This window comes from Sporosarcina sp. UB5, assembly GCF_050859005.1.
Lineage (GTDB): Bacteria > Bacillota > Bacilli > Bacillales_A > Planococcaceae > Sporosarcina.
Map to the genome: position 1 here is coordinate 971,982 of NZ_CP125984.1, position 20,707 is coordinate 992,688.

Genomic DNA, 20,707 nt, shown 5'->3' on the forward strand with positions numbered 1-20,707 from the left:
AGTCAAAGCCGCTCACTATGCGGCTTCGCCTTATGTTTGTCGCCACTAGGCAGACATCCGCTTTAAAATAAGAAATATCTTTGTGTCATAGGAAGTTTGTTTACTGGTTCACACGTGGCAAGTTCTCCATCAATTCTCACTTCATATGTCTCAGGATTAACGTCGATGTCCGGTAATGCGCTATTATGCTTCATATCCGATTTTGAGATGTCACGGCAATTTTGCACCGTTCCAATCATCTTCTTCAACCCGAGCTTTTCCGGAAGTTTTTCCTCAATCGCGATTTTAGGCAGGAAAGTCATTGAAGTGTTTTGTGGACCTTGTCCATGGTAACCGAACATCGGGCGGCCCATTGTCGGCTGTGGCGTCGGAATTGTAGCATTCGGATCACCCGTCGTCGCAAAAACAGTTACGCCACCTTTAATGACGATGTGCGCCTTCACACCGAAAAATTCCGGCTGCCATAAAATAATATCCGCCAATTTGCCAGGTTCAATGGAACCAATTTCATGCGAAACTCCTTGAGCAATCGCAGGGTTAATCGTATATTTTGAGATGTACCGTTTGACGCGATAATTATCATTGCCATTCCCTGTATCTTCTGGAAGTGAACCGCGCTGCTTTTTCATCTTATCCGCTGTCTGCCATGTCCGCATGGCCACTTCTCCGACCCGGCCCATCGCTTGGGAGTCGGATGACATGATGCTTAAAATCCCCATATCCTGCATAATGTCTTCTGCTGCAATCGTCTCGGGGCGGATACGCGAATCCGCGAAAGCAACATCTTCCTCTACTTCACGGCTCAAGTGGTGGCACACCATGAGCATATCCAAATGCTCATCAATTGTATTGACTGTAAATGGCTTCGTTGGGTTTGTCGACGCTGGCAAAATATTCGGCAATGATGCCATCTTTAACTGGTCGGGTGCGTGGCCTCCGCCCGCCCCTTCCGTATGGAAAATATGGATTACGCGTCCATTAATTGCCTTGATCGTATCCTCAACGAATCCAGCCTCATTTAACGTATCGGAGTGTAATGCAATCTGGATGTCATATTCATCCGCTGCCGCTAAACTTTGTTCCAATGCAGTTGGAGTCGCTCCCCAGTCCTCATGGATTTTCATTCCGATTGCGCCTGCCCGGACCTGCTCAACAATTGGCTCCAAAGTGGCCGCGCTACCTTTCCCTAATAAACCGATATTCAATGGAATGTCTTCCACTTGCTGAAGCATCCGATGTAAATGCCATTTTCCTGGTGTCACCGTCGTCGCAGAAGTACCTGCAGCAGGACCTGTACCGCCGCCAATGAAAGTCGTCGTTCCCGCATTCAACGCCACATCCACCTGTTGTGGGCTTATGAAGTGGATATGCGTATCAATTGCACCCGCAGTCGCAATCATTCCTTCACCCGCATACACTTCCGTACCAACACCAACGATCATGCCCTCATCGACACCATCCATCGTGTCCGGATTCCCCGCCTTACCAATACCTGCGATTCTTCCGTCCTTAATCCCGATATCTGCTTTCACGATTCCCGTATGATCTATAATGACGACGTTCGTAATGACCGCATCTAGCACACCTTCTTCGGAGGTTAAACTACCATTCATCCCCATCGAAACGCGAAGGGACTTTCCGCCTCCAAAAATACACTCGTCTCCGTACGTCGTATAATCCTTTTCGATTTCGATTAATAAATCGGTATCAGCTAAGCGAATCTTGTCGCCCTCAGTCGGGCCGAACATTAATGCGTACGTCTCCCTTTTTAGTCTCACTTAACTGTCAGCTCCTTTCTTCATCCTGAATACTTGACGCCTTCCGCCAAAATCGACAAGTTCCACTTCCCTCTCCTCGCCCGGCTCAATACGCACCGCCGTCCCGGAAGGAATATTCAAATGCATTCCGACTGCCTCATTGCGATCGAATATTAGAAAGTCATTCACATCAACGAAATGGAAGTGAGACCCAATTTGAATTGGACGATCACCTGTATTTGCGACCTTTATTGTCTTCACTTTGCGGCCCGCATTTATCTCAATCCATCCTTCAGCTGTTATAATTTCTCCTGGTTTCAAACGAAAAACCCCCTCTATTATTGAATTGGGTGATGCACTGTGACCAGTTTTGTTCCATCTGGAAACGTGCACTCAATTTGCACGTCCTTCACCATACCGTCGACACCTTCCATGACATCGTCCGCCCTGAGCACTTCTCTACCTTCACTCATTAGCTGACTGACTGACTTCCCTTCACGGGCGCCATCCATAATGTAATGACAGATTAGAGCAACAGCTTCAGGGTAATTTAGCTTTATGCCCCGTTCCTTACGCTTAATAGCGACCTCACCTGCCATATACAACATCAACTTTTCCTGTTCAACTGGTGATAACTTCAATCAAAACACCCCCAATCTATTTTTGGACATTTTAGATGACGATAGACAGTATGTACTTTGCATATCTATCCTATTCAATCCACCCCGTTCAATTTTGTTAATTTCTTGTATCTTGTAAGAACATACAGAACAGGCCCTTGAACCAATAAAAAAATCGCCCTGATAGTATCAGGACGACCCTACTGGCATCTTCACCGCATCCGACCGCCGCATGACTTCCTCATCATGCAAGTGGCAGGCGACAAAATGCCCTTCTTCTTTTTCAAGCCATTTCGGCTTCAGCTCTCCGCACACCGGCATCGCATACGGACAGCGCGTACGGAATACGCAACCGGACGGCGGATTAATCGGGCTCGGGAGCTCCCCTTGCAGAAGAATTCGTTCACGAGATTCTTCAATATCCGGATCCGGAATCGGAATTGCCGACAGCAATGCTTCCGTATAAGGATGTAACGGTTTATCATACAACTGCGCGCTCGTCGTAAGCTCGACCATATGCCCTAAATACATAACACCGATCCGATCGGAAATGTATTTAACCATCGACAAATCATGTGCGATGAATAAATACGTCAAACCTTTCTCCCGTTGCAGACGTTGTAGTAGTTTGACGACTTGCGCCTGGACAGAAACATCGAGTGCGGATATCGGTTCATCCGCGATGATGAATTCTGGATCGAGCGCGAGTGATCTAGCAATACCAATTCGCTGCCGTTGACCGCCGGAAAACTCATGAGGATAACGATTCGCGTGATCACGGTTTAACCCAACGTCTTCGAGCAATTCATTAACACGCTCCCGCATCTCCGCCTGTGTCTTATACATGCCATGGATCTGCATCGGCTCAGCAATAATTTCGTAAACAGTCGAACGGGGATTTAACGAAGCGTACGGATCTTGGAAAATCATCTGCATTTTCTTCAGAAAACGTTGCCGTTCTCCATCGGTCATCGTATGGACGCTCCGCCCTTCATACAACACCTCGCCGTCCGTTGTTTTGTACAAACCTAAAATCGTCCGTCCGGCGGTCGATTTGCCGCACCCCGATTCACCGACAAGCCCGAACGTCTCCCCTCTATAAATGTCGAAGCTAATGCCATCGACCGCCTTCAACGTCAATCCTTTTCCGACGTCAAAATAGCGCTTTAAATCCTTTACAGATAAAATCACATCTCCGGCCATTTAATTGCCTCCTTCCCCGATGCCGAACCGTCTCACAGCACACAAGTCCCTCTCCAGTTTCGAACCTGCAAGTTTGAGAAGCTCAATCGATTGCCCCGTCGATGGAGAATGCAATAGCAACCCGTTTCCATAATAAAAACCGACGTGACGGACGTTGCCTTTCCCTTCATCATTCGCAAAGAATAGCAAATCGCCCTTTTCCCAACTATTCGGCTCGTCCATCGCCACTTCCTCTCCGCTCTTCGCTTGGTCACTTGCATCCCGCGGAATAAAATAACCGCAAGCTTTCAGCATATTGTACGTAAAGCCCGAGCAATCAAAGCCATATGAAGACATGCCGCCCCAGAAATACGGAACATCCAAATAGGCGAGGCCTTCGTCGACAGCGTCAGCCGCTTTCCGTTTTTTGAATTGATGGATGGATGGTGCCCGGGCGACATCCGTTTTCAGTACTACCGCTTCTCCGTCTGGCGTTTCCACATGTAAGTAGTCGTCGCTTTCATCGGTTAACGGTAAGATTGTATTAAATGGAACAATTACGAGCGGCGTCATGTCCAAATTCCACAATTGCGCTTTTGGTACCGCTACTCTGATGAACCCACCAGCTTCCGCTAATGGAGAAGCCTTTTTCAATTGGCGTAATGGCACCCACCCTGGGTATCCCCGATCATCTTTCCGTGACGGTTGCCATACCGCAATGACCTTCGCCCAATCACCTTCAATTTCGTCGACGATAACCGGCTCACCGAATAAAAGCTGTGTCTGCACCCGGTTGCTATCACAAAGGTCTAGCCGCTCCTCATAAACGAGCTTCTCGAGCCATTTATTCAGATGAAGCGGATTCGAAACACCGTCCGCGTCTACCTCCCGCGCAGATTCAGGCGAAGTCCAAACTGTCGCAACCGGTACTGCGCACGTATACATATTTACTGTCAACTCCGTCATTGTGCAGCCCCCTTCTCGATTCGTTCCATTCCTTCCTGATGCAATCCGAGCCCTGTCCCTTCCGGCAACCGGATGACCCTTCCTTCATAGACAATTCCTCCTGCGACAATATCGTGAGCGAGCATAAGCGGTGCATCGAAATCGAATCTCGTAATGTTCGGCTGGCTTGCTGCCAAATGCGCAGCTGCCGTAATGCCAAGCTTCGTCTCAATCATGCTGCCGACCATACATTCAACACCGTATATTTCTGCCAACGCATTAATTTTCAATGCTTCGTGAATGCCGCCCGATTTCATAAGCTTAATATTAATCAAATCACAAGCTCGCCGCTCTAAAACACGGAGTGCATCTTTCGCGGAAAACACACTTTCATCCGCCATAATTGGCGTAATCGTATGATTCGTCACATATTGAAGCCCGTCGATATCATCTGCAGCTACTGGCTGTTCAATTAATTCTATATCGAGCCCGGCATCTTCCATTTTGCCTATCGCAAAGACTGCCTCTTTCGGCTTCCAACCTTGGTTCGCATCGAGCCGTATTTTCGGACCCGACCCAACCCTTTCCCGAATTGCTCGGATACGCTCGATATCATCACCGATATCCCCAATGCCGACTTTTACTTTCAACACATTGAAGCCGTCAGTAATATATCGTTCGGCATCGTCCGCCATTTCTGCAGCATCATTAACACTTACCGTGAAGTCGGTTTCGATTGTCTTGCGGAATCCACCGAGCAGTTGATAGAGCGGTAGCCCCGCCAACTGACCGAGTAAATCGTGGATTGCCATGTCAACAGCAGCCTTCGCACTTGTATTGCGGACGATTGACCGTTGTAGCATGCGGAAAACTTCCTCGCGATTCCGAACATCAAGCCCTAGTAAAAGTGGCGCAATCACCTCGTTAACCGCGTATGTAATACTTCCGAGGGAGTCGCCTGTAATGACGTGGGTCGGAGGTGCCTCCCCCCAGCCAACCCGCCCGTCTTCAGTCGTAATTTTGACGTACATGGCATATGCCGTCGTCACTGTTCGTAGCGCCGTTTTAAACGATTTTGTTAACGGCACTGCGACAGGAATTGTTTCGATTGAACGGATGCGCATTTACTCCACCCCCGGTAATATCGTTAATGTTTTCCGGTCTGCGTCCAGCTTCGCTTCGACCCCGAGGGGAATCGCGAAATGCGGCTCACAGTGGCCTATCTTGAAGCCCTCCACGACCGGCTTTCTCAAGTCTCCTAAATAATGCTGAAACACATCATTCAGCGACAACGTCCTCTGTTGTTTTTTTGGCTCTGCATCCGAGAAATCTCCGATGACGATGCCAGCCGCATCCGCAAATTTCCCTGCCATACGCAATTGGTTTAACATCCCATCGACTCGATATGGTTCTTCGCCAATATCTTCGATGAGGAGCAACTTGCCTTTCGTATCGATCTCAAATTTCGTTCCGATTGTATTCGCAAGTAACGATAGGTTGCCACCGACGAGCTCGCCTTGTGCACTGCCTTTGCCAAACGTCTTCAACGGTGAAATTTCTTCTGTATAATGAAGCTCCATCGGTTCAAATAGCTGTTGGAACATTTTCGCGGATAGTTCATGGAACGTATCCTTCCCAACACATGAAGCGAGCATTGGACCGTGGAAAGTAACGAGATTCGAATATAAACCGATAGCGGTATGGAGGAATGTAATGTCGCTGAATCCCCAAAACACTTTCGGATTTTCCCGGATCAGTTGCAAATCGAGCCAATCGGTATAGCGCGCGGATCCGTAACCGCCTCCTGCGCAGATGATGCCGCTAATGGCTGGGTCTGCAAACATGTCTTCCAAGTCTTGCAGCCGCTCATCATCCGTTCCAGCTAAATAGCCAGTAACGTTTTTCACATGTCGTCCAAATTTCCATTTCAGTCCGAGCTGCTCGAGAAAAGCGAGCGAGCGTTCAAGACTTTCTTGATTCGGCGGGCTTGACGGCGCGACGATTCCAATTGTATCCCCCGGTTGAAGCCTTTTCGGTCGTATTCTCATTCCTGCACCTCTTTCAATCAAAAATCACTCATAACTTCATCCAAAGACGCATAAATCTATCTAATCACGCATAACTGCGTTTAAATGCGCATAAATCACGATTCTCACGCATAAATGCTTCGAAACGCGCATAAATCATAATTCTCACGCATAAATGCCCCGAAACACGCATAAATCATAATTCTCACGCATAAATGCCCCGAAACACGCATAAATCATAATTCTCACGCATAAATGCCCCGAAACACGCATAAATCATAATTCTCACGCATAAATGCCTCGAATCACGCATAACCAGAAAGTCGCGGCGCCATGACGGACACCGCGACTTGTGCATCAGTTCTTATCTGCGTATTTCAAGTCGAGGTAGCCGACAGGGTGGCGCAGAATACCGGTTACACCCGGTTTTTCAAGTGATGTCGAGTTGTAGAAGTAAAGTGGGAAGACAGGCATTTCATCCATTAGAAGCCTATCAGCATCTTTCAGCATTTCCCAACGCTTATTTTCGTCTGTTTCATTTTTAATGTCCGCGATTAGCTTATCGTATTCCGCGTTCGACCATGTTGTACGGTTCATGGAAGAGCCGGTGATGAAGCTTTCAAGTGCGTTCACAGGGTCTGCATAGTCATGCAAGAAAGAGGAACGGGACATTTGGTATTTAAACTCTTTTTGCTCAGAAAGGAATACTGCACCTTCAATGTTTTGCAGTTCTGCGTCAACACCAAGTACTTCCTTAAATTTCGATTGTAATGCAATTGCAATGTTCTGGTGCGATTCACTCGTTGAATAAGTGATCGTCACTTTCGGAAGTTCCGTATAGCCTTCCTCTTTCATTCCTTCTTCCAATAGCTGTTTCGCTTTTTCTGGATTGAAGGAGACAAGGTCGCCAACGGATTCACGGAATTCCTTGCCGTCTGGTCCGATAAAGCCGTATGTGACGAAACCATGAGCTGCTTTCTCACCATTTTTCGTTACAAAATTGACGATTTCCTCTTGATCGACCGCAAACGCGAATGCTTGACGGATCTTTTTGTTCGTAAATGGTTCCATCGAAGTGTTGAAGCGATAGAAGTACAAGCCCGCTAGATCACTTACGCGCAGCTCTGGGCTATCTTTCAATTGATCAGCAAGTTCAGAAGGTACGCCTGTCACGTCCAATTCATTTGCTTGATACATTTGGTAGGACGTTGTCGAGTCGTTTACCATTGCCCAGTGAACTTTATCCAACTTTACTGCAGCAGCATCCCAATAATGTTCGTTCTTTTCAAATTCAAAGCTTACATCGTGATCCCATTTAGTCAATTTGAATGGACCGTTCCCTACGAACGTTGCAGCTTCCGTATGCCAAGTCGGATTAGCAGACGCTACTTTTTCGTTAATTGGGAAGAAGCTTGGGTTTGTAATAATGTTCAAGAATGCTTCGTTCGGCGATGTCAATTTGACGACGAACGTTCTTTCATCCTTTGCTTCGATAGCGATGTCGTCAGCTGAACCTTCTCCGTTATTGTACGCTTCCGCTCCTTCGATGAAGTAAGCAAGGAATGCAGCAGGAGATGCGGTTTCTGGGTTCAACATATGCTTCCACGCCCAAACGAAATCGCCCGCTACGACTGGATCGCCGTTCGACCATTTTGCGCTATCGCGGATTGTGAATGTGTACGTTAATCCATCTGCGGAAATATCGATTTTTTCGGCAGTTGCCTCGACCGCTCTATGGTTCTCATCAAGGCGTGTCAAACCTTCCATAATATTGTTAAGCGCGCTCCAAGATACTGCGTTGAATCCGATGGACGGATCGAATGATGTCGGCTCGTCCCCGTTGTTTAGCAAGAGAACCTTTTCACTCGCTGCAGGCTCCTCCGTTTTCCCTTCATCTTTTCCTTCAGTCTTCGACGTTGTGTCCGCGGGTTTTTCTGGTTCTTTGCCTGCATCCTTGTTTGCGGTACATGCCGCGAGTACAAGTGCAAGCATTGCTACCATCAAAAATGTTAACCACTTCTTCATTACAAAAGCCCCCTTTGTTTTATATATGAATTACTAAGCACTTTCGTGCGAACAACCTTAATCATGGCCGAACACCTTCTTTGCCCGTTCATCTTGTAACCAACAATCGACGGCATGTGTATTGGACAAATTAGTCGTTGCCGGATGGATGCGGTCACACACTTCCATTGCGAACGGGCATCTTGCCGTAAATGGACAGCCAACTGGCGGAGCGAATAGATCTGGAGGTGTTCCTTCGATTGGTTGAAGCTCCTCTTCCTTCAGATCGAGTCGCGGAACCGAAGCGAGCAGCCCTTTCGTATAAGGATGCTGCGGTGTGTAGAACACTTCGCGCTTCTGTCCGATTTCAATCACTTTCCCTGCATACATGACGGCAATTCGATCTGCAATTTTCGCAACAACCCCCAAATCGTGCGTTATGAGAATGATCGAAACCCCTGTCCTCTCTTGAATCTCTTCGAAGAGCTCAAGTATTTGTGCTTGGATTGTAACGTCTAGTGCAGTCGTAGGCTCGTCCGCGATGAGCAATTCAGGTTCACATATTAATGCAATCGCAATGACAATTCGTTGCCGCATTCCCCCGGAGAATTGATGGGGATATTGCTTCATTCTTTCTTCCGGATTTGGTATGCCGACAACTTCCAATAGTTTAATAGCTTTTTCATACGCTTCGGCTTTACTCACTTTTTGGTGAGTTCGTAAGCCTTCCGTTAGCTGTTCACCGATTTTAAGTGTTGGATTCAAGGCGGTCATCGGATCTTGGAAGATCATCGAAATATCAACCCCTTGGACCTTTCTCATTTCGGCTTTATTAAGCTTCGTCAAATCCTTCCCTTTAAAAAGGACACGGCCGTTTTTAATGCGCCCTGCAGGTTTAGGAATTAACCCCATAATCGTATTCGCAGTGACGCTCTTCCCACAGCCTGACTCCCCAACAACCGCGAGCGTCTCCCCTTTAAACAGATCGAACGAAACGCCGCGGAGCGCCTGTACTTCCCCTCCGAATGTCTTAAATGATACATGCAAGTCACGGACGGAAAGGATGACATCCGAAAATACTTTAGAGCGCTTGCGCAAACGTTCCGGCTTAGGTGCAACTGCTGTTCCACCTTTATTTTCATCGACCGATGCAAATTCTCTATGTTCCAATCCATTCACCCCCTCAGTTTCGGATCGAGTGCATCTTGCATGCCGTCTCCAAGGACGTTAAATGCAAACATTGTCATTGAAATGAAGAACGCCGGGAAAAATAATCTCCACCAATGCCCTGACAGAATAACAGGCAATGCGTCATTCGCCATGACCCCCCAACTTGCAACGGGTGCTTGAATTCCGAGTCCAAGGAAGCTTAGAAATGCTTCCGCAAAAATTGCACTCGGTACAGTCAATGTCATTTGCACGATAATCGGACCCATCGTATTTGGAAGTAAGTTTTTTCGTATGATTCTTGGTGTTTTCGCTCCGAATGATCTTGAGGCAGTAACAAATTCATAGTTTTTAATTTGAAGAACTTGTCCCCTAACAATCCGGGCCATTCCGACCCATCCGGTAATCGTCAGTGCGACGATAATTGTCGTTAAGCTCGGTCCCATGATGACCAACAACAGAATGACGACGAGCAAATGCGGAAGCCCGTAAAGAATTTCAATAATCCTCATCATGACTGTATCTGTCTTGCCACCTTTATAACCGCAAATTCCGCCATAGATGATGCCAATGAAAAAGTCAATTAACGCAGCGGCAACACCGACGAATAGTGAAACACGGGCACCGTACCAAGTTCTTGTGAAAACGTCCCACCCCTTATCATCAGTGCCAAACCAATGTTTTGATGATGGAGGCAAATTTTGGTTTGCGAATTGAGTCGTTTCAATATTATGCGGCGATAGAATCGGAGCAAAAATTGCAAACAACGTTAGGATAATTAAAAACACCAATCCACCCATCGCCATTTTGTTCTTCCGCAATCTACGCCATGCATCTTTCCAATAAGATAGCGACGGACGGACGACGGATTCCGCTTGTTCCACATCCTTTTCTTTCGGCTTGAACCATTCATCCGGAACTTGCACATTTTGCTGATGACTTACCATCACACATCACCTTCCTTTCGGTGAAGTTTAATGCGCGGATCGAGGAATCCATAAACGATATCTACTAAAAACAACATGAAGACGAGGAATGCGCTATAAAATACGGTCGTACCCATGATGACCGGATAATCCCGATTATTGATGCTTTCGACGAAATATCTCCCCATCCCCGGTATTGCAAAAATCCTCTCAATGACAAATGTTCCTGTTAAAATCCCTGCAAGCATCGTCCCCATAATTGTCACAACTGGCATGAGTGCATTGCGTAGCGCATGTCGAAGTACAATACGCATCGGCGATAATCCTTTCGCCCTCGCCATTTTCATATAATCCTGCGTTAGCACTTCCAACATACTTGATCTCGTAAGACGTGCAATAATCGCTGTAGGACCTGTAGCAAGTGCAAATGTCGGCAAGATCATATGGAGTGGACTACTCCATGTAGCCGGGGGAAGTAGGTTCCAGTTAACTGCAAATTGTTGTATTAATACGGTCGCCAATACGAAGTTAGGAACGGATATGCCAACGACAGCAAATGCCATTGCCGCATAATCGATGATTCCGTTATGTCGCAAGGCGGCAAATGTTCCTAATGAAATCCCTGATATGACGGCGACGAGGATCGTGACCATTCCTAATTCAAATGAAATGGGAAAACCTCTTGCAAGAAGTTTATTAACCGTCTCGTTCGGCTTTTTTATGGATGGTCCGAAGTCAAATGTCGCAATCGACTTTAAATAATGGAAATATTGCTTATGCGTCGGCTCGTCTAGCTTATAAAATTTCTCCAAGTTCGCCTGGATCGTTGGATTTGATGTCCGCTCTTCATCGAATGGCGAACCCGGTATCGAATGCATTAAGAAAAATGTCAGAGTTGCGATGATAAGGATTGTCGCAATCATCATGAAGAATCGTTTCACTATGTAAATTGCCACGCGTCATCCCCCCTTAGCAGAACTTTGTTTGCATTGCCAACTCGACCATGACGAGCATCGCCCGATACGCCTCCAGAATATCCTTCGCTTCAAATTTCACGATTGTCGTTCCTGGCTCGATTTCACACCCAGGCATAAGTGCGGCCCATTCCGCTTGACCATAATTCGTGAACTCGATGCGCAATACCGGATTTGACGGAGGTACGAGCGGTTTAATGGTCGATCGCTTTGCAATTGCCTCAGCCGTCTTCTCTTCAATTAATGCATGTGCCTTCGTCGGATGGAGTGTCTTCACTGCAGAACGAGAGATAGACTGTTTAACAGCAGCGGTCACAACTCCAGGTATCAAACTTTGAGCTTCCTCGCATGCACGGTCGTCCCCAGCAACCATAATGACAGGCACGCCGTAATAACCTGCCACATACGCATTCAATCCGAGCTCACCAAGCGCTACTTCATTAATATGCATATTCCTGACGCCAAATGTCATCGAATGGCTCATGACGCCCGGTTGCCCAGCCCTCGCGTGGTATCCAGCGAATATAGCACCGTCAAACGATTCATCAAGTGCTTGCACCATCGAAAACGCTTTCAAGTCCCCCGTTATTAAATCCGCGGCCGGATGCAACTCCTCTACAAGGAGATTGTTCATTTTGGAATGGCTGTCGTTCACAAGAACCTGTTCAGCTCCTTGTCCAATAGCCGCACGAATAATTGCATTTGCTTCCTCAGTCATAATACGCCGAGCACGCTCATAATTATGTCTGGCCGAATCGACAAACGTATAGTCGGGAAGTCCTGTAATTCCTTCCATATCAACCGATACATAAATCTTCATTCCATAACCCCCATCCCTTTATCTCTCTGAACTAATACTCTAGTCTGTCAATCAGTAGATTCAATCCTATCAAATTTTTACGAATATTTCAATACAGTTTTGGAAAATAAAACCGCCATCCAGTTTCCCGGATGGCGGTTTGGCAATTACTGAAGGGTATCAGTAATCAATTATTATTCACTTACACCCATTTGATACAGATATAGGTCAGTTGCTGGATCGATGGAGTAGTTAACAACACGTTTGTTAACGCCCATTAGGTAGTAACGGTATACAGTTGGTGCAACCGGAACTTCGTCGACCATCAACTCTTGCCATTGTCTGTAAATATCTTTACGGTAGTCAGCATCAAATGACTTTTCAGATGTACCCGCTGCAAGAAGCTCGTCGTTTTTCTCGCTTGTGTAACGAGTATAGTTGAACGCAGCATCTCTTCCGTATAGACCAGATGGATCTGGGTTAGTACCCGTACCCCATGCACCTTGGTAGATGTCGATATCTGGATCATCAGCTTCTACTCGATCGTAGAACGAGTTGAACTCATGTAGACGTCCATCTAGAAGTTGTACTTTAATACCTACGTCAGCCCAGTTTTGAATGTAGAACTGTGCAATCGGCTCAGCAGTTTCTCCACCAGACATAGAAGCGAAGTTAAGAACGAAAGGCTCACCTTTGTCATTTTCACGGAAACCATCGCCGTCAACATCGACGTATCCAGCTTCGTCAAGAAGTGCTTTCGCCTTTTCTGGATCGTAAGATGGCGTTTCAATGCTTGCATCATGGAAGCTAGCAAACACAGGAATAATTAGCGTAGTCGCAGGGAAACGAAGACCGTGGTAAAGCTCTTTACCGATTGTTTCGTTATCCATTGCGTACCACATAGCTTGACGAACAAGTTTGTTAGCCATTTTTGCATTTGGATCAGTTACGTTTGTTTTCTTATCTGCATCCCACTTACCAAGTTTGAATCCGATATACGTGTAAGCAGTGTCAATGTCAGCTAGAAGCTCGATATTGTCAAGCTCTTTTGCATTTTCGTATTGATCTACAGGGATTTTAGCAAGATCCACTTCGCCTTTCTTCATTACTTCAAGAATAGAAGCGGAGCTTACAGTTTTTTGAACCAATGACTTAAGAGCAGGTTTACCTCTCCAGTACTCATCATAGCGCTCATAAAGGACAGATTCACCTGGAACGATTCTTGCAACTTTATAAGGTCCGAAACCAATTGGGTTTACACGGATCTTATCGGAAGCAACAAGCTCTTCCATAGTAACTTCACCAGTCATAATATCACCGACGTGGTGTCTTGGTGTTGCATGGCCCCAAATACCAGACATTAGTGCTGGAGTTGCCTCTGTGTAAGTAATAGAGATTGTTTTATCATCTTCTGAAACTGTAATACCTGAGATTTCTGTCGTTTCGCCGTTGTGGTATGCAGGCATACCTTCAACGTTTGAAATCATGAATGTGTAACGCGTTCCTGTGTAGTCAGGGTGACCAAGAAGTTGGTACGAGTAAAGTAGGTCACTTGCTTTGACAGGCTCGCCATCATGCCAGTAAACACCATCTTTAATTGTAATTGTAATTGTTTTGTTATCTTCAGAAATTTCCCAATTCGCAGCACCGTCTTGAGTGATCAAGTAGTCACCATCAACAGCAAATAGGTTTTCATGGAACTTGCTGATTACTTCCCAGTCGAACGTACCTGAATAGAATACAGGTGCTAGTGTTCCTTCAAACGGAGTGTCTGTAACCATTGCGATTGTCATTTCTCCGTCTTCCATCGGCTGAGCTTTGTTTGAAACTTCAAACGGGAAATCAAGGCCGGCACTTGGATCTTCAACCTCTTCTTCCTCTTCTTCTGTTGTTACTTCTGTTTCTTTGTTTGTGTCCGCAGGTTTCTCAGTGCTGGACTCTTCTTTTTTGCCTGAACATGCAGCTAAAAACACGCTGAGAACAAGCAACAGACTCGCAAGTAGCATAAACTGCTTCTTTGCCAATTGTATTACCTCCCCTTATTTTTTAGGCTAATCTTTGCCTTGCATCAGACGCGCGTTTGACCGCTTGCCCGATGTAATTTATACACAGCATCATTACTAAAATTAGTAATGCTGCAGGTAACCATACCCACCACTTATTCTTGACAATATCAGGGTTCCTTGCGAACGAAACCAATGTTCCAAGTGAAGGAGTTCCAGCAGGCAAACCGAAACCTAAGAAAGTAAGCCCTGTCTCCAATCCGATATTTCCTGCAAGCGTAAGTGTCATATTAACGATGACGAGGGAACTTATATTAGGGAACATTTCAAAAAACATGATCTTCCAACTTGGTGTTCCTAACGTCTTGGAAGCATTGATATAATCAAGCTCCCTTTCAGAAATTGCCCTAGACCGAATGAGCCTCGCCTTGCCGAACCAGGCAAAAATACTCATAATCAAGATGAATGTGAATACATTATAGCTTGGTGCGATAGTTACAAATACGATGATGAACATCAACGATGGCAATACCATGAGAAATTCTAGAATACGCATCATAACATTGTCTACAACGCCACCGAAATAACCCGATATAAGCCCATATGTCAAGCCAAAAATACCGGCAATGATTGTGACTGCAATTGCGATTGTCAGCGAGTTTCGTGTTCCAATCATCAAACGGCCGAACACATCCCGTCCTCCGTCATCGGTTCCGAGCCAATTGTCAAAGGAAGGCGGCTTCCAGATGTTTTTGAAGTTCACTCGAGTCAATGCTACTTGGTCAATGAATAATGGTGAAAGGTAAGCCGCTAATACGATGATTGTAAACAAAATTAATGAACCTAATGCCATTTTGTCATTTCTAATTTCACGCCAAATCGTACGCATTAGCGACGGATTATTTAATTTTTCTTGTGCAATAAGCTTCTTTTCATCTAAAACGGGATTCGTCATTCATTTCCCCTCCTCTTCCTTCTTTTCATCATTCAATTCGAATACGTGGATCGACAATGCTCAGAATAATATCTGAAAGCAATGTTCCGACAATAACGGCAGCACCGGTAATCATAACGAGTGCCGTTACGACGGTGAAATCACGTAAACTCATGGATTGAATGAAAAGGTAGCCGAGGCCAGGATAACTATAAATCGTTTCTATGAAAACCGAACCGCTAATAAGTAAGGTGATTTCGTATCCAAGGAAAGCTGCAATTGGCAATAGTGAGTTGCGCAAAATATGACGAGTATATACTTTCCTTTCCGGCACACCTTTGGCACGAGCCGTTTTTACGTAATCTTTGATCTTCTGGTCGATAATATCGTTTCGTAAATATTGAATTGTACCAACTGTTCCGATGAGAGCTCCCGACATAACAGGCAGGAATAGATGCTTCGCCTTGCTCACAAAATAGTCCCATGTCCCTACTTCGATTCGAATGTCAACACTATTACCGGTCGGGAACCAGCCCAGTACGAAGGCGAAGACGAACAACAGCAATAAGGCAAATACGAATGTAGGTGTCGCAAAAGCGAAATAGTTGTATGTGACGATGAGTTTGTCAGCCCATGTGTCCGTCCAACGTCCAGCGATAATACCAAGCGGGATGGAGATCAAGTAGATGACGATCATCGTAAATAATCCTAAAAGCACTGTGTTTTCAACCCGTCCGGCTAATAAATTCGTAACTGGCTGCTGATGCATATAAGACATTCCAAAGTCGCCTTGCACAGCTTTACCAACCCAACGTCCGTATTGCTGATACCACGGATCATTCAATCCGTATTTGTCCCGGATTTTCTCTATTTGTTCAGGTGTTGCATCAGGATTTCCCATAAACGCCCCCGTCACCGCATCACCTGGCATCGCTTTCGCAAGCATGAAGATGATGAGGCTGAGGAGGATGAGCTGTGGAATCATGAGCAATGTTCTACGTAAAATGAATTTCAACATTTACATCATCCCCCTTCATTGCATCGCAACGGAATGCGTTTCCGAAATCTTTTTCAAATCGAACATCCGTCCATCTTTATCGAAGTAGTTATTATATTCTGTTTGGTATTCCTGATTAATTGCCTGACGCAAATGCATTTTCTCGAAACGCTTTTCAGGATTCATCTCCGGAATTGCGGCAATCAACCGTTTTGTATAGACGTGCTGTGGATTGTTGTATATTTCGGACGCAGTCCCTTCCTCTACAAAACGTCCACGGTACATGATGCCAATCCGATCACACATATGCTGAATGATACCTAAGTCATGCGAGATGAATAAATACGTCAAGTTAAACTCTTCTTGAATTTCCTGCATGAAGTTCAACACTTGCGCCTGAACCGAGACGTCCAACGCAGAAACCGGCTCATCCGCAATGATTAGCTTCGGATTCAATGTGAGCGCGCGGGCAATTCCGATCCTTTGGCGTTGACCTCCAGAAAACTGGTGAGGATATTTATAAATTGATTCGGGACTTAAGCCGACCCGAGCAACTAACTCTTGTACTCTTAGCAACTCTTCTTTTGGCGATAGTCTTTCAAAGTTACGAAGTGGTTCAGCAATAATGTTTAGGACGTTTTTTCTGCCATTTAATGAGGAATAAGGATCCTGGAAAATCATTTGTATATCTCTCGTAGCATTACGTCTTTCGGCCCTGCTTAACTTGGTGAGATCTTTTCCTTCGAACAGCATTTCACCGCTCGTCACCTTGTTTAGACCGATAATTGCACGACCGGAAGTTGTCTTGCCACATCCCGACTCGCCTACTAGTCCGTAAGTCTCACCCGGTTGCAACTCAAAACTAATGCCATCAACAGCTCTGACGTGGTCTACGACTCTACGGAAAAAACCGCCCCTAATTGGGTAGTGTACTTTTAAATCATTTACTTTCAGTAGCGACATATTCTCTCTCTCCTACTCTGTCCTCCGGAAAGTAGAACGTTTTATAGCATGAGCATCGAACAAAATGGTTCGGTGCCGCTTCATGCATTTCCGGTATCTCCTCATGGTCCTCTTCAGGAATCCATGAGATCCGCGGTGCGAAACGGCACCCTTTGCGGTCAAGGTTCTGAATGGATGGAACGATTCCATCAATGACATGCAATTTTTCTTTCGCTTCAATATTAGAAGGGATTGAATTCAATAAAGAACGGGTATATGGATGTAAAGGGTTTTCAAATAGATCTTTAACTTCCGCTATTTCAACCACTTCACCTGCATACATGACGACGACGCGATCTGCCATCTCAGCGACGACACCAAGGTCATGTGTGATCAGTATGATGCCCGTTTTCATCTGGTTTTGCAGTTCTTTCATTAAATCCAAAATTTGTGCTTGAATCGTAACGTCCAAAGCTGTCGTAGGCTCATCCGCCAGAAGAAGGACTGGATCGCATGCAAGTGCAATCGCGATGACGACACGTTGTCTCATCCCACCCGACAATTCATGCGGATATTGCTCATAGACGCGTTGTTCGTTTTTAATACCTACCCGTCGAAGGAGTTCCAATGCACGTTTTTTCTTTTCACTCGCGGATAGCTTCATATGGTAGTCCATCGGCTCCTCAATCTGCCTTCCGATTGTCGCGAGTGGATTTAATGCTGTCATCGGGTCTTGGAAAATCATCCCGATATCTTTTCCTCGCACTTTATCCAACCGTGAACGTGATAACGTCAGCAGATTCTGCCCACCAAAATTTACTTGTCCGTCAAGTTTTGTGTTTTTCAGGTCATGCAAGCCCATGACGGATAGAGCCAATGCACTTTTACCACAACCCGATTCACCGACGATTGCAACGACTTCGTTTTCGTGGACAGTAAAGGAAACTCCATCTACCGCAGCATAATAATCGCCTTTAATTCTAAAAGACGTACGAAGATCTTTTAATTCCAAAACCGGGTTTTTCAACAGAACTTCCTCCTTACTTGCTACTCGCCACTAACTGGCACTTATCCAAATAAATAATTTTCAGACTTTAGCATAAAGTTATTGAACTCAATATACTACACAACATCATTCCTGACAATACTGTTTTTTTAGAATATCAAAATCTTATATTATTTCCAATATGACAAACATGTTACAAACATTGTCATGTAAGCATTTTCAGACCAAATTTACTGTCAAACTTTTTTCATACATTTTTTCCTCAACGACAAAAAAACAGGAAGAAAAAGCCACTTTCATCCATACATGGCCTCATCTCCTGTTTGAAATTCTAGTTGTTTCTTTCCAAAACTTGAAGGATTCAGTACCAAAAAGTGGCTACTAAAGCGACAGTGACCGCTATCACCACACTCATGCGGTCCATATAGTTGTGTCGTAAGTTTCAAGTTTCATTAACAAATTCGTGTCTTTTCACACCGCCTTGTACCAATTTATGAATCGTTTTCAGCTCATTTCGATGAAAAGCTTCGACAATCGCACTCCCAACGATGACGCCGTCCGTATGATTGCCCATTTCCTTTACTTGCGCTGCTGTTGAAATGCCAAACCCCGCTAATACCGGCACAGCACTGATCCGCTTTACGTGTCGGAGATGGGAATTGAGTTCTTCGGCAAAATCACTACGTTTTCCGGTGATCCCATTAACAGTAACCGCATATAAAAACCCTTCTGCACTTTCCGCTATTCTTTTAATACGTTCATCCGGGCTTGTTAATGATACGAGTGGAATCCATGCGATATCCGTTCCTTTCAATTCATTACGAAGTGGAGCACTTTCCTCAAGCGGCAAATCCGGGATAATTAAACCGCTTATCCCCACCTTTTTGCACGTCTCGACAAATTGCGGCATGCCGAACGCCAATACCGGATTCAAATACGTCATGACAACTAAAGGAACTATGACTTCCTCTTTGCATCTTTCAAGCTCCGTTAGCACGGTCCGAAGCGTCACGCCTTCCGCAAGTGCCCGTTCTCCCGCCCGTTGGATTGCCTCCCCATCCGCCACCGGGTCGGAAAACGGAATGCCGATTTCAATTGCCGTCACGCCCGCTTCCTGTAAAAAGAGGAGCTTCTCCTTCAATGTCGCTAAACCTCCGTCACCCGCCATCATATAAGGGACAAACGCCTTTTTACCTTCCGCATTACATTCACGAATTCTCTTCTCTAACGTCTTCATTCCACCCTACCCCCAAGCATATCTTGGACCGTTTGCATATCTTTATCCCCTCGGCCTGACAAGCAGACGACAACAATTTGGTCTTTTTCCATTTCTTTCGCAAGCTCCACTGCAAGCTTGACGGCATGTGCACTTTCGAGAGCTGGGATAATCCCTTCCGTTCTCGACAAAACTTGCAGTCCTTCCAATGCTCCCGCATCTGTCACAGCCGTATAGTTCACCCGGCCAATGTCATGAAGGTAACAATGCTCCGGTCCAACTGCCGGGTAATCGAGCCCTGCGGAAATTGAATGCGCCTCCTGGATAAAACCATCCTCATCTTGGAGCACATACATATACGCTCCATGCAAAACACCTTCCTTCCCATCCGCAATCGCAGCCGCATGAAGTCCTGTCGATACTCCGCTTCCCGCCGCTTCGACACCGTACAGCGCAACTTCCTCATCTTCGACAAACGGATGAAACATGCCGATTGCATTACTCCCTCCCCCGATGCAAGCAACGACCGCGTCCGGCAAACGCCCTTCCTTCTTAATAATTTGCCGCCTCGTTTCCACGCCGATCACTCTCTGGAAATCACGCACAATTTCCGGGAACGGATGCGGTCCGAGCGCTGACCCTAAAATATAATGCGTATCCTCCACATTCGCGACCCAATAACGAAGCGCTTCATTAACAGCATCTTTCAACGTACCCGAACCTTTATCGACTGACACGACCTTCGCGCCAAGCAACTCCATCCGGAACACATTCAGTTCCTGCCGTCGGATATCCTCTTTCCCCATGTAGACGACGCACTCAAGTCCAAACAACGCACAAGCCGTCGCCGTCGCCACACCATGTTGTCCGGCTCCCGTTTCCGCCACAATCTTTCGCTTTCCCATCCGTATCGCAAGCAAAGCCTGCCCTAGCGAATTATTAATCTTATGCGCACCCGTATGATTCAAATCCTCACGCTTCAAGAAAATCTTTGCGCCCCCGACCTTCTCCGTCAAACGCTTTGCAAAATAGAGCGGATTCTCCCTGCCTACAAAATCCTTCAAATAATGATCCAACTCCTTAGCAAACGTCGGATCATTCTTCGCCTCCTCATACGCCTTCTCTAATTCAATAAGCGCTGGCATTAACGTCTCCGGCACATATTGTCCACCGAACTTTCCATATCTCCCTTTTAACTCCGCCACCAT

General features: G+C 45.9%; 19 protein-coding genes. All 19 read right to left on the minus strand.

Going from position 1 to position 20,707, the window contains the following annotated elements; genetic code table 11:
* Positions 1 to 62 precede the first annotated feature (62 nt).
* Positions 63 to 1,778 carry an urease subunit alpha gene (gene ureC, locus QM454_RS05245; protein WP_432362491.1) on the minus strand — a complete coding sequence of 572 codons (1,716 nt, stop codon included), beginning with the start codon at positions 1,776 to 1,778 and terminating at the stop codon, positions 63 to 65.
* Positions 1,779 to 2,078, minus strand: a complete 300-nt coding sequence (locus QM454_RS05250) for an urease subunit beta (protein WP_432362494.1) — start codon at positions 2,076 to 2,078, stop codon at positions 1,779 to 1,781.
* Between the two features lie 17 nt (positions 2,079 to 2,095).
* Entirely contained in the window at positions 2,096 to 2,398 is a 303-nt protein-coding gene (gene ureA, locus QM454_RS05255; protein ID WP_432362497.1) for an urease subunit gamma, read from the minus strand.
* A gap of 168 nt (positions 2,399 to 2,566) precedes the next feature.
* Positions 2,567 to 3,580, minus strand: a complete 1,014-nt coding sequence (locus QM454_RS05260; protein WP_432362500.1) for an ABC transporter ATP-binding protein — start codon at positions 3,578 to 3,580, stop codon at positions 2,567 to 2,569.
* Complete coding sequence (locus tag QM454_RS05265) at positions 3,581 to 4,525, minus strand: NlpC/P60 family protein (RefSeq protein WP_432362503.1); 945 nt, start codon at positions 4,523 to 4,525, stop codon at positions 3,581 to 3,583. It abuts the gene before it with no gap.
* Complete coding sequence (locus QM454_RS05270) at positions 4,522 to 5,628, minus strand: mandelate racemase/muconate lactonizing enzyme family protein (RefSeq protein ID WP_432362505.1); 1,107 nt, start codon at positions 5,626 to 5,628, stop codon at positions 4,522 to 4,524. Before QM454_RS05270 ends, QM454_RS05265 begins: the two co-directional genes overlap by 4 nt.
* On the minus strand, positions 5,629 to 6,552 hold the full coding sequence (locus QM454_RS05275; protein ID WP_432362507.1) for a S66 peptidase family protein: 924 nt from the start codon (positions 6,550 to 6,552) through the stop codon (positions 5,629 to 5,631).
* A gap of 336 nt (positions 6,553 to 6,888) precedes the next feature.
* On the minus strand, positions 6,889 to 8,556 hold the full coding sequence (locus QM454_RS05280) for an ABC transporter substrate-binding protein (RefSeq protein ID WP_432362509.1): 1,668 nt from the start codon (positions 8,554 to 8,556) through the stop codon (positions 6,889 to 6,891).
* 57 nt (positions 8,557 to 8,613) lie between these two features.
* Positions 8,614 to 9,633, minus strand: coding sequence for an ABC transporter ATP-binding protein (locus tag QM454_RS05285; RefSeq protein ID WP_432363863.1), 1,020 nt, complete (start codon positions 9,631 to 9,633; stop codon positions 8,614 to 8,616).
* Positions 9,634 to 9,710: 77 nt separating this feature from the next.
* Positions 9,711 to 10,649 carry an ABC transporter permease gene (locus QM454_RS05290; protein WP_432363865.1) on the minus strand — a complete coding sequence of 313 codons (939 nt, stop codon included), beginning with the start codon at positions 10,647 to 10,649 and terminating at the stop codon, positions 9,711 to 9,713.
* The gene (locus tag QM454_RS05295) at positions 10,649 to 11,584 is read right to left on the minus strand and encodes an ABC transporter permease (RefSeq protein ID WP_432362512.1); all 936 of its coding nucleotides are present in this window, start codon (positions 11,582 to 11,584) and stop codon (positions 10,649 to 10,651) included. The genes QM454_RS05290 and QM454_RS05295 overlap by 1 nt, the downstream gene beginning before the upstream one ends.
* A 13-nt stretch (positions 11,585 to 11,597) precedes the next feature.
* Complete coding sequence (locus QM454_RS05300) at positions 11,598 to 12,422, minus strand: M55 family metallopeptidase (RefSeq protein ID WP_432362514.1); 825 nt, start codon at positions 12,420 to 12,422, stop codon at positions 11,598 to 11,600.
* 173 nt (positions 12,423 to 12,595) lie between these two features.
* Positions 12,596 to 14,425 (minus strand): oligopeptide ABC transporter substrate-binding protein, encoded by a 1,830-nt coding sequence (gene opp4A, locus QM454_RS05305; protein ID WP_432362517.1) that lies wholly within the window; start codon positions 14,423 to 14,425, stop codon positions 12,596 to 12,598.
* A gap of 22 nt (positions 14,426 to 14,447) precedes the next feature.
* Complete coding sequence (locus tag QM454_RS05310; protein ID WP_432362520.1) at positions 14,448 to 15,359, minus strand: ABC transporter permease; 912 nt, start codon at positions 15,357 to 15,359, stop codon at positions 14,448 to 14,450.
* A 28-nt stretch (positions 15,360 to 15,387) separates the two neighbouring features.
* Entirely contained in the window at positions 15,388 to 16,356 is a 969-nt protein-coding gene (gene opp4B, locus QM454_RS05315; RefSeq protein ID WP_432362522.1) for an oligopeptide ABC transporter permease, read from the minus strand.
* Positions 16,357 to 16,371: 15 nt separating this feature from the next.
* Complete coding sequence (locus tag QM454_RS05320; protein ID WP_432362525.1) at positions 16,372 to 17,298, minus strand: ABC transporter ATP-binding protein; 927 nt, start codon at positions 17,296 to 17,298, stop codon at positions 16,372 to 16,374.
* Positions 17,276 to 18,307 carry an ABC transporter ATP-binding protein gene (locus tag QM454_RS05325; RefSeq protein ID WP_432363867.1) on the minus strand — a complete coding sequence of 344 codons (1,032 nt, stop codon included), beginning with the start codon at positions 18,305 to 18,307 and terminating at the stop codon, positions 17,276 to 17,278. Before QM454_RS05325 ends, QM454_RS05320 begins: the two co-directional genes overlap by 23 nt.
* A gap of 418 nt (positions 18,308 to 18,725) precedes the next feature.
* Positions 18,726 to 19,520: a tryptophan synthase subunit alpha gene (gene trpA, locus QM454_RS05330; RefSeq protein WP_432362527.1), complete on the minus strand. Its 795-nt coding sequence runs from the start codon at positions 19,518 to 19,520 to the stop codon at positions 18,726 to 18,728.
* A complete protein-coding gene (trpB, locus tag QM454_RS05335; RefSeq protein ID WP_432362530.1) occupies positions 19,517 to 20,707 on the minus strand; it encodes a tryptophan synthase subunit beta in 1,191 nt (396 codons plus the stop codon). Before trpB ends, trpA begins: the two co-directional genes overlap by 4 nt.

What these genes read in the sequence shown, in the direction of transcription:
- QM454_RS05260 (WP_432362500.1), bottom strand. Translation starts at nt 3,580, where the DNA reads ATGGCCGGAGATGTGATTTTATCTGTAAAGGATTTAAAGCGCTATTTT.
- QM454_RS05265 (WP_432362503.1), bottom strand. Translation starts at nt 4,525, where the DNA reads ATGACGGAGTTGACAGTAAATATGTATACGTGCGCAGTACCGGTTGCG.
- QM454_RS05270 (WP_432362505.1), bottom strand. Translation starts at nt 5,628, where the DNA reads ATGCGCATCCGTTCAATCGAAACAATTCCTGTCGCAGTGCCGTTAACA.
- QM454_RS05275 (WP_432362507.1), bottom strand. Translation starts at nt 6,552, where the DNA reads ATGAGAATACGACCGAAAAGGCTTCAACCGGGGGATACAATTGGAATC.
- QM454_RS05280 (WP_432362509.1), bottom strand. Translation starts at nt 8,556, where the DNA reads ATGAAGAAGTGGTTAACATTTTTGATGGTAGCAATGCTTGCACTTGTA.
- QM454_RS05290 (WP_432363865.1), bottom strand. Translation starts at nt 10,649, where the DNA reads ATGGTAAGTCATCAGCAAAATGTGCAAGTTCCGGATGAATGGTTCAAG.
- QM454_RS05300 (WP_432362514.1), bottom strand. Translation starts at nt 12,422, where the DNA reads ATGAAGATTTATGTATCGGTTGATATGGAAGGAATTACAGGACTTCCC.
- QM454_RS05310 (WP_432362520.1), bottom strand. Translation starts at nt 15,359, where the DNA reads ATGACGAATCCCGTTTTAGATGAAAAGAAGCTTATTGCACAAGAAAAA.
- opp4B (WP_432362522.1), bottom strand. Translation starts at nt 16,356, where the DNA reads ATGTTGAAATTCATTTTACGTAGAACATTGCTCATGATTCCACAGCTC.
- QM454_RS05320 (WP_432362525.1), bottom strand. Translation starts at nt 17,298, where the DNA reads ATGTCGCTACTGAAAGTAAATGATTTAAAAGTACACTACCCAATTAGG.
- trpA (WP_432362527.1), bottom strand. Translation starts at nt 19,520, where the DNA reads ATGAAGACGTTAGAGAAGAGAATTCGTGAATGTAATGCGGAAGGTAAA.
- trpB (WP_432362530.1), bottom strand. Translation starts at nt 20,707, where the DNA reads ATGGTGGCGGAGTTAAAAGGGAGATATGGAAAGTTCGGTGGACAATAT.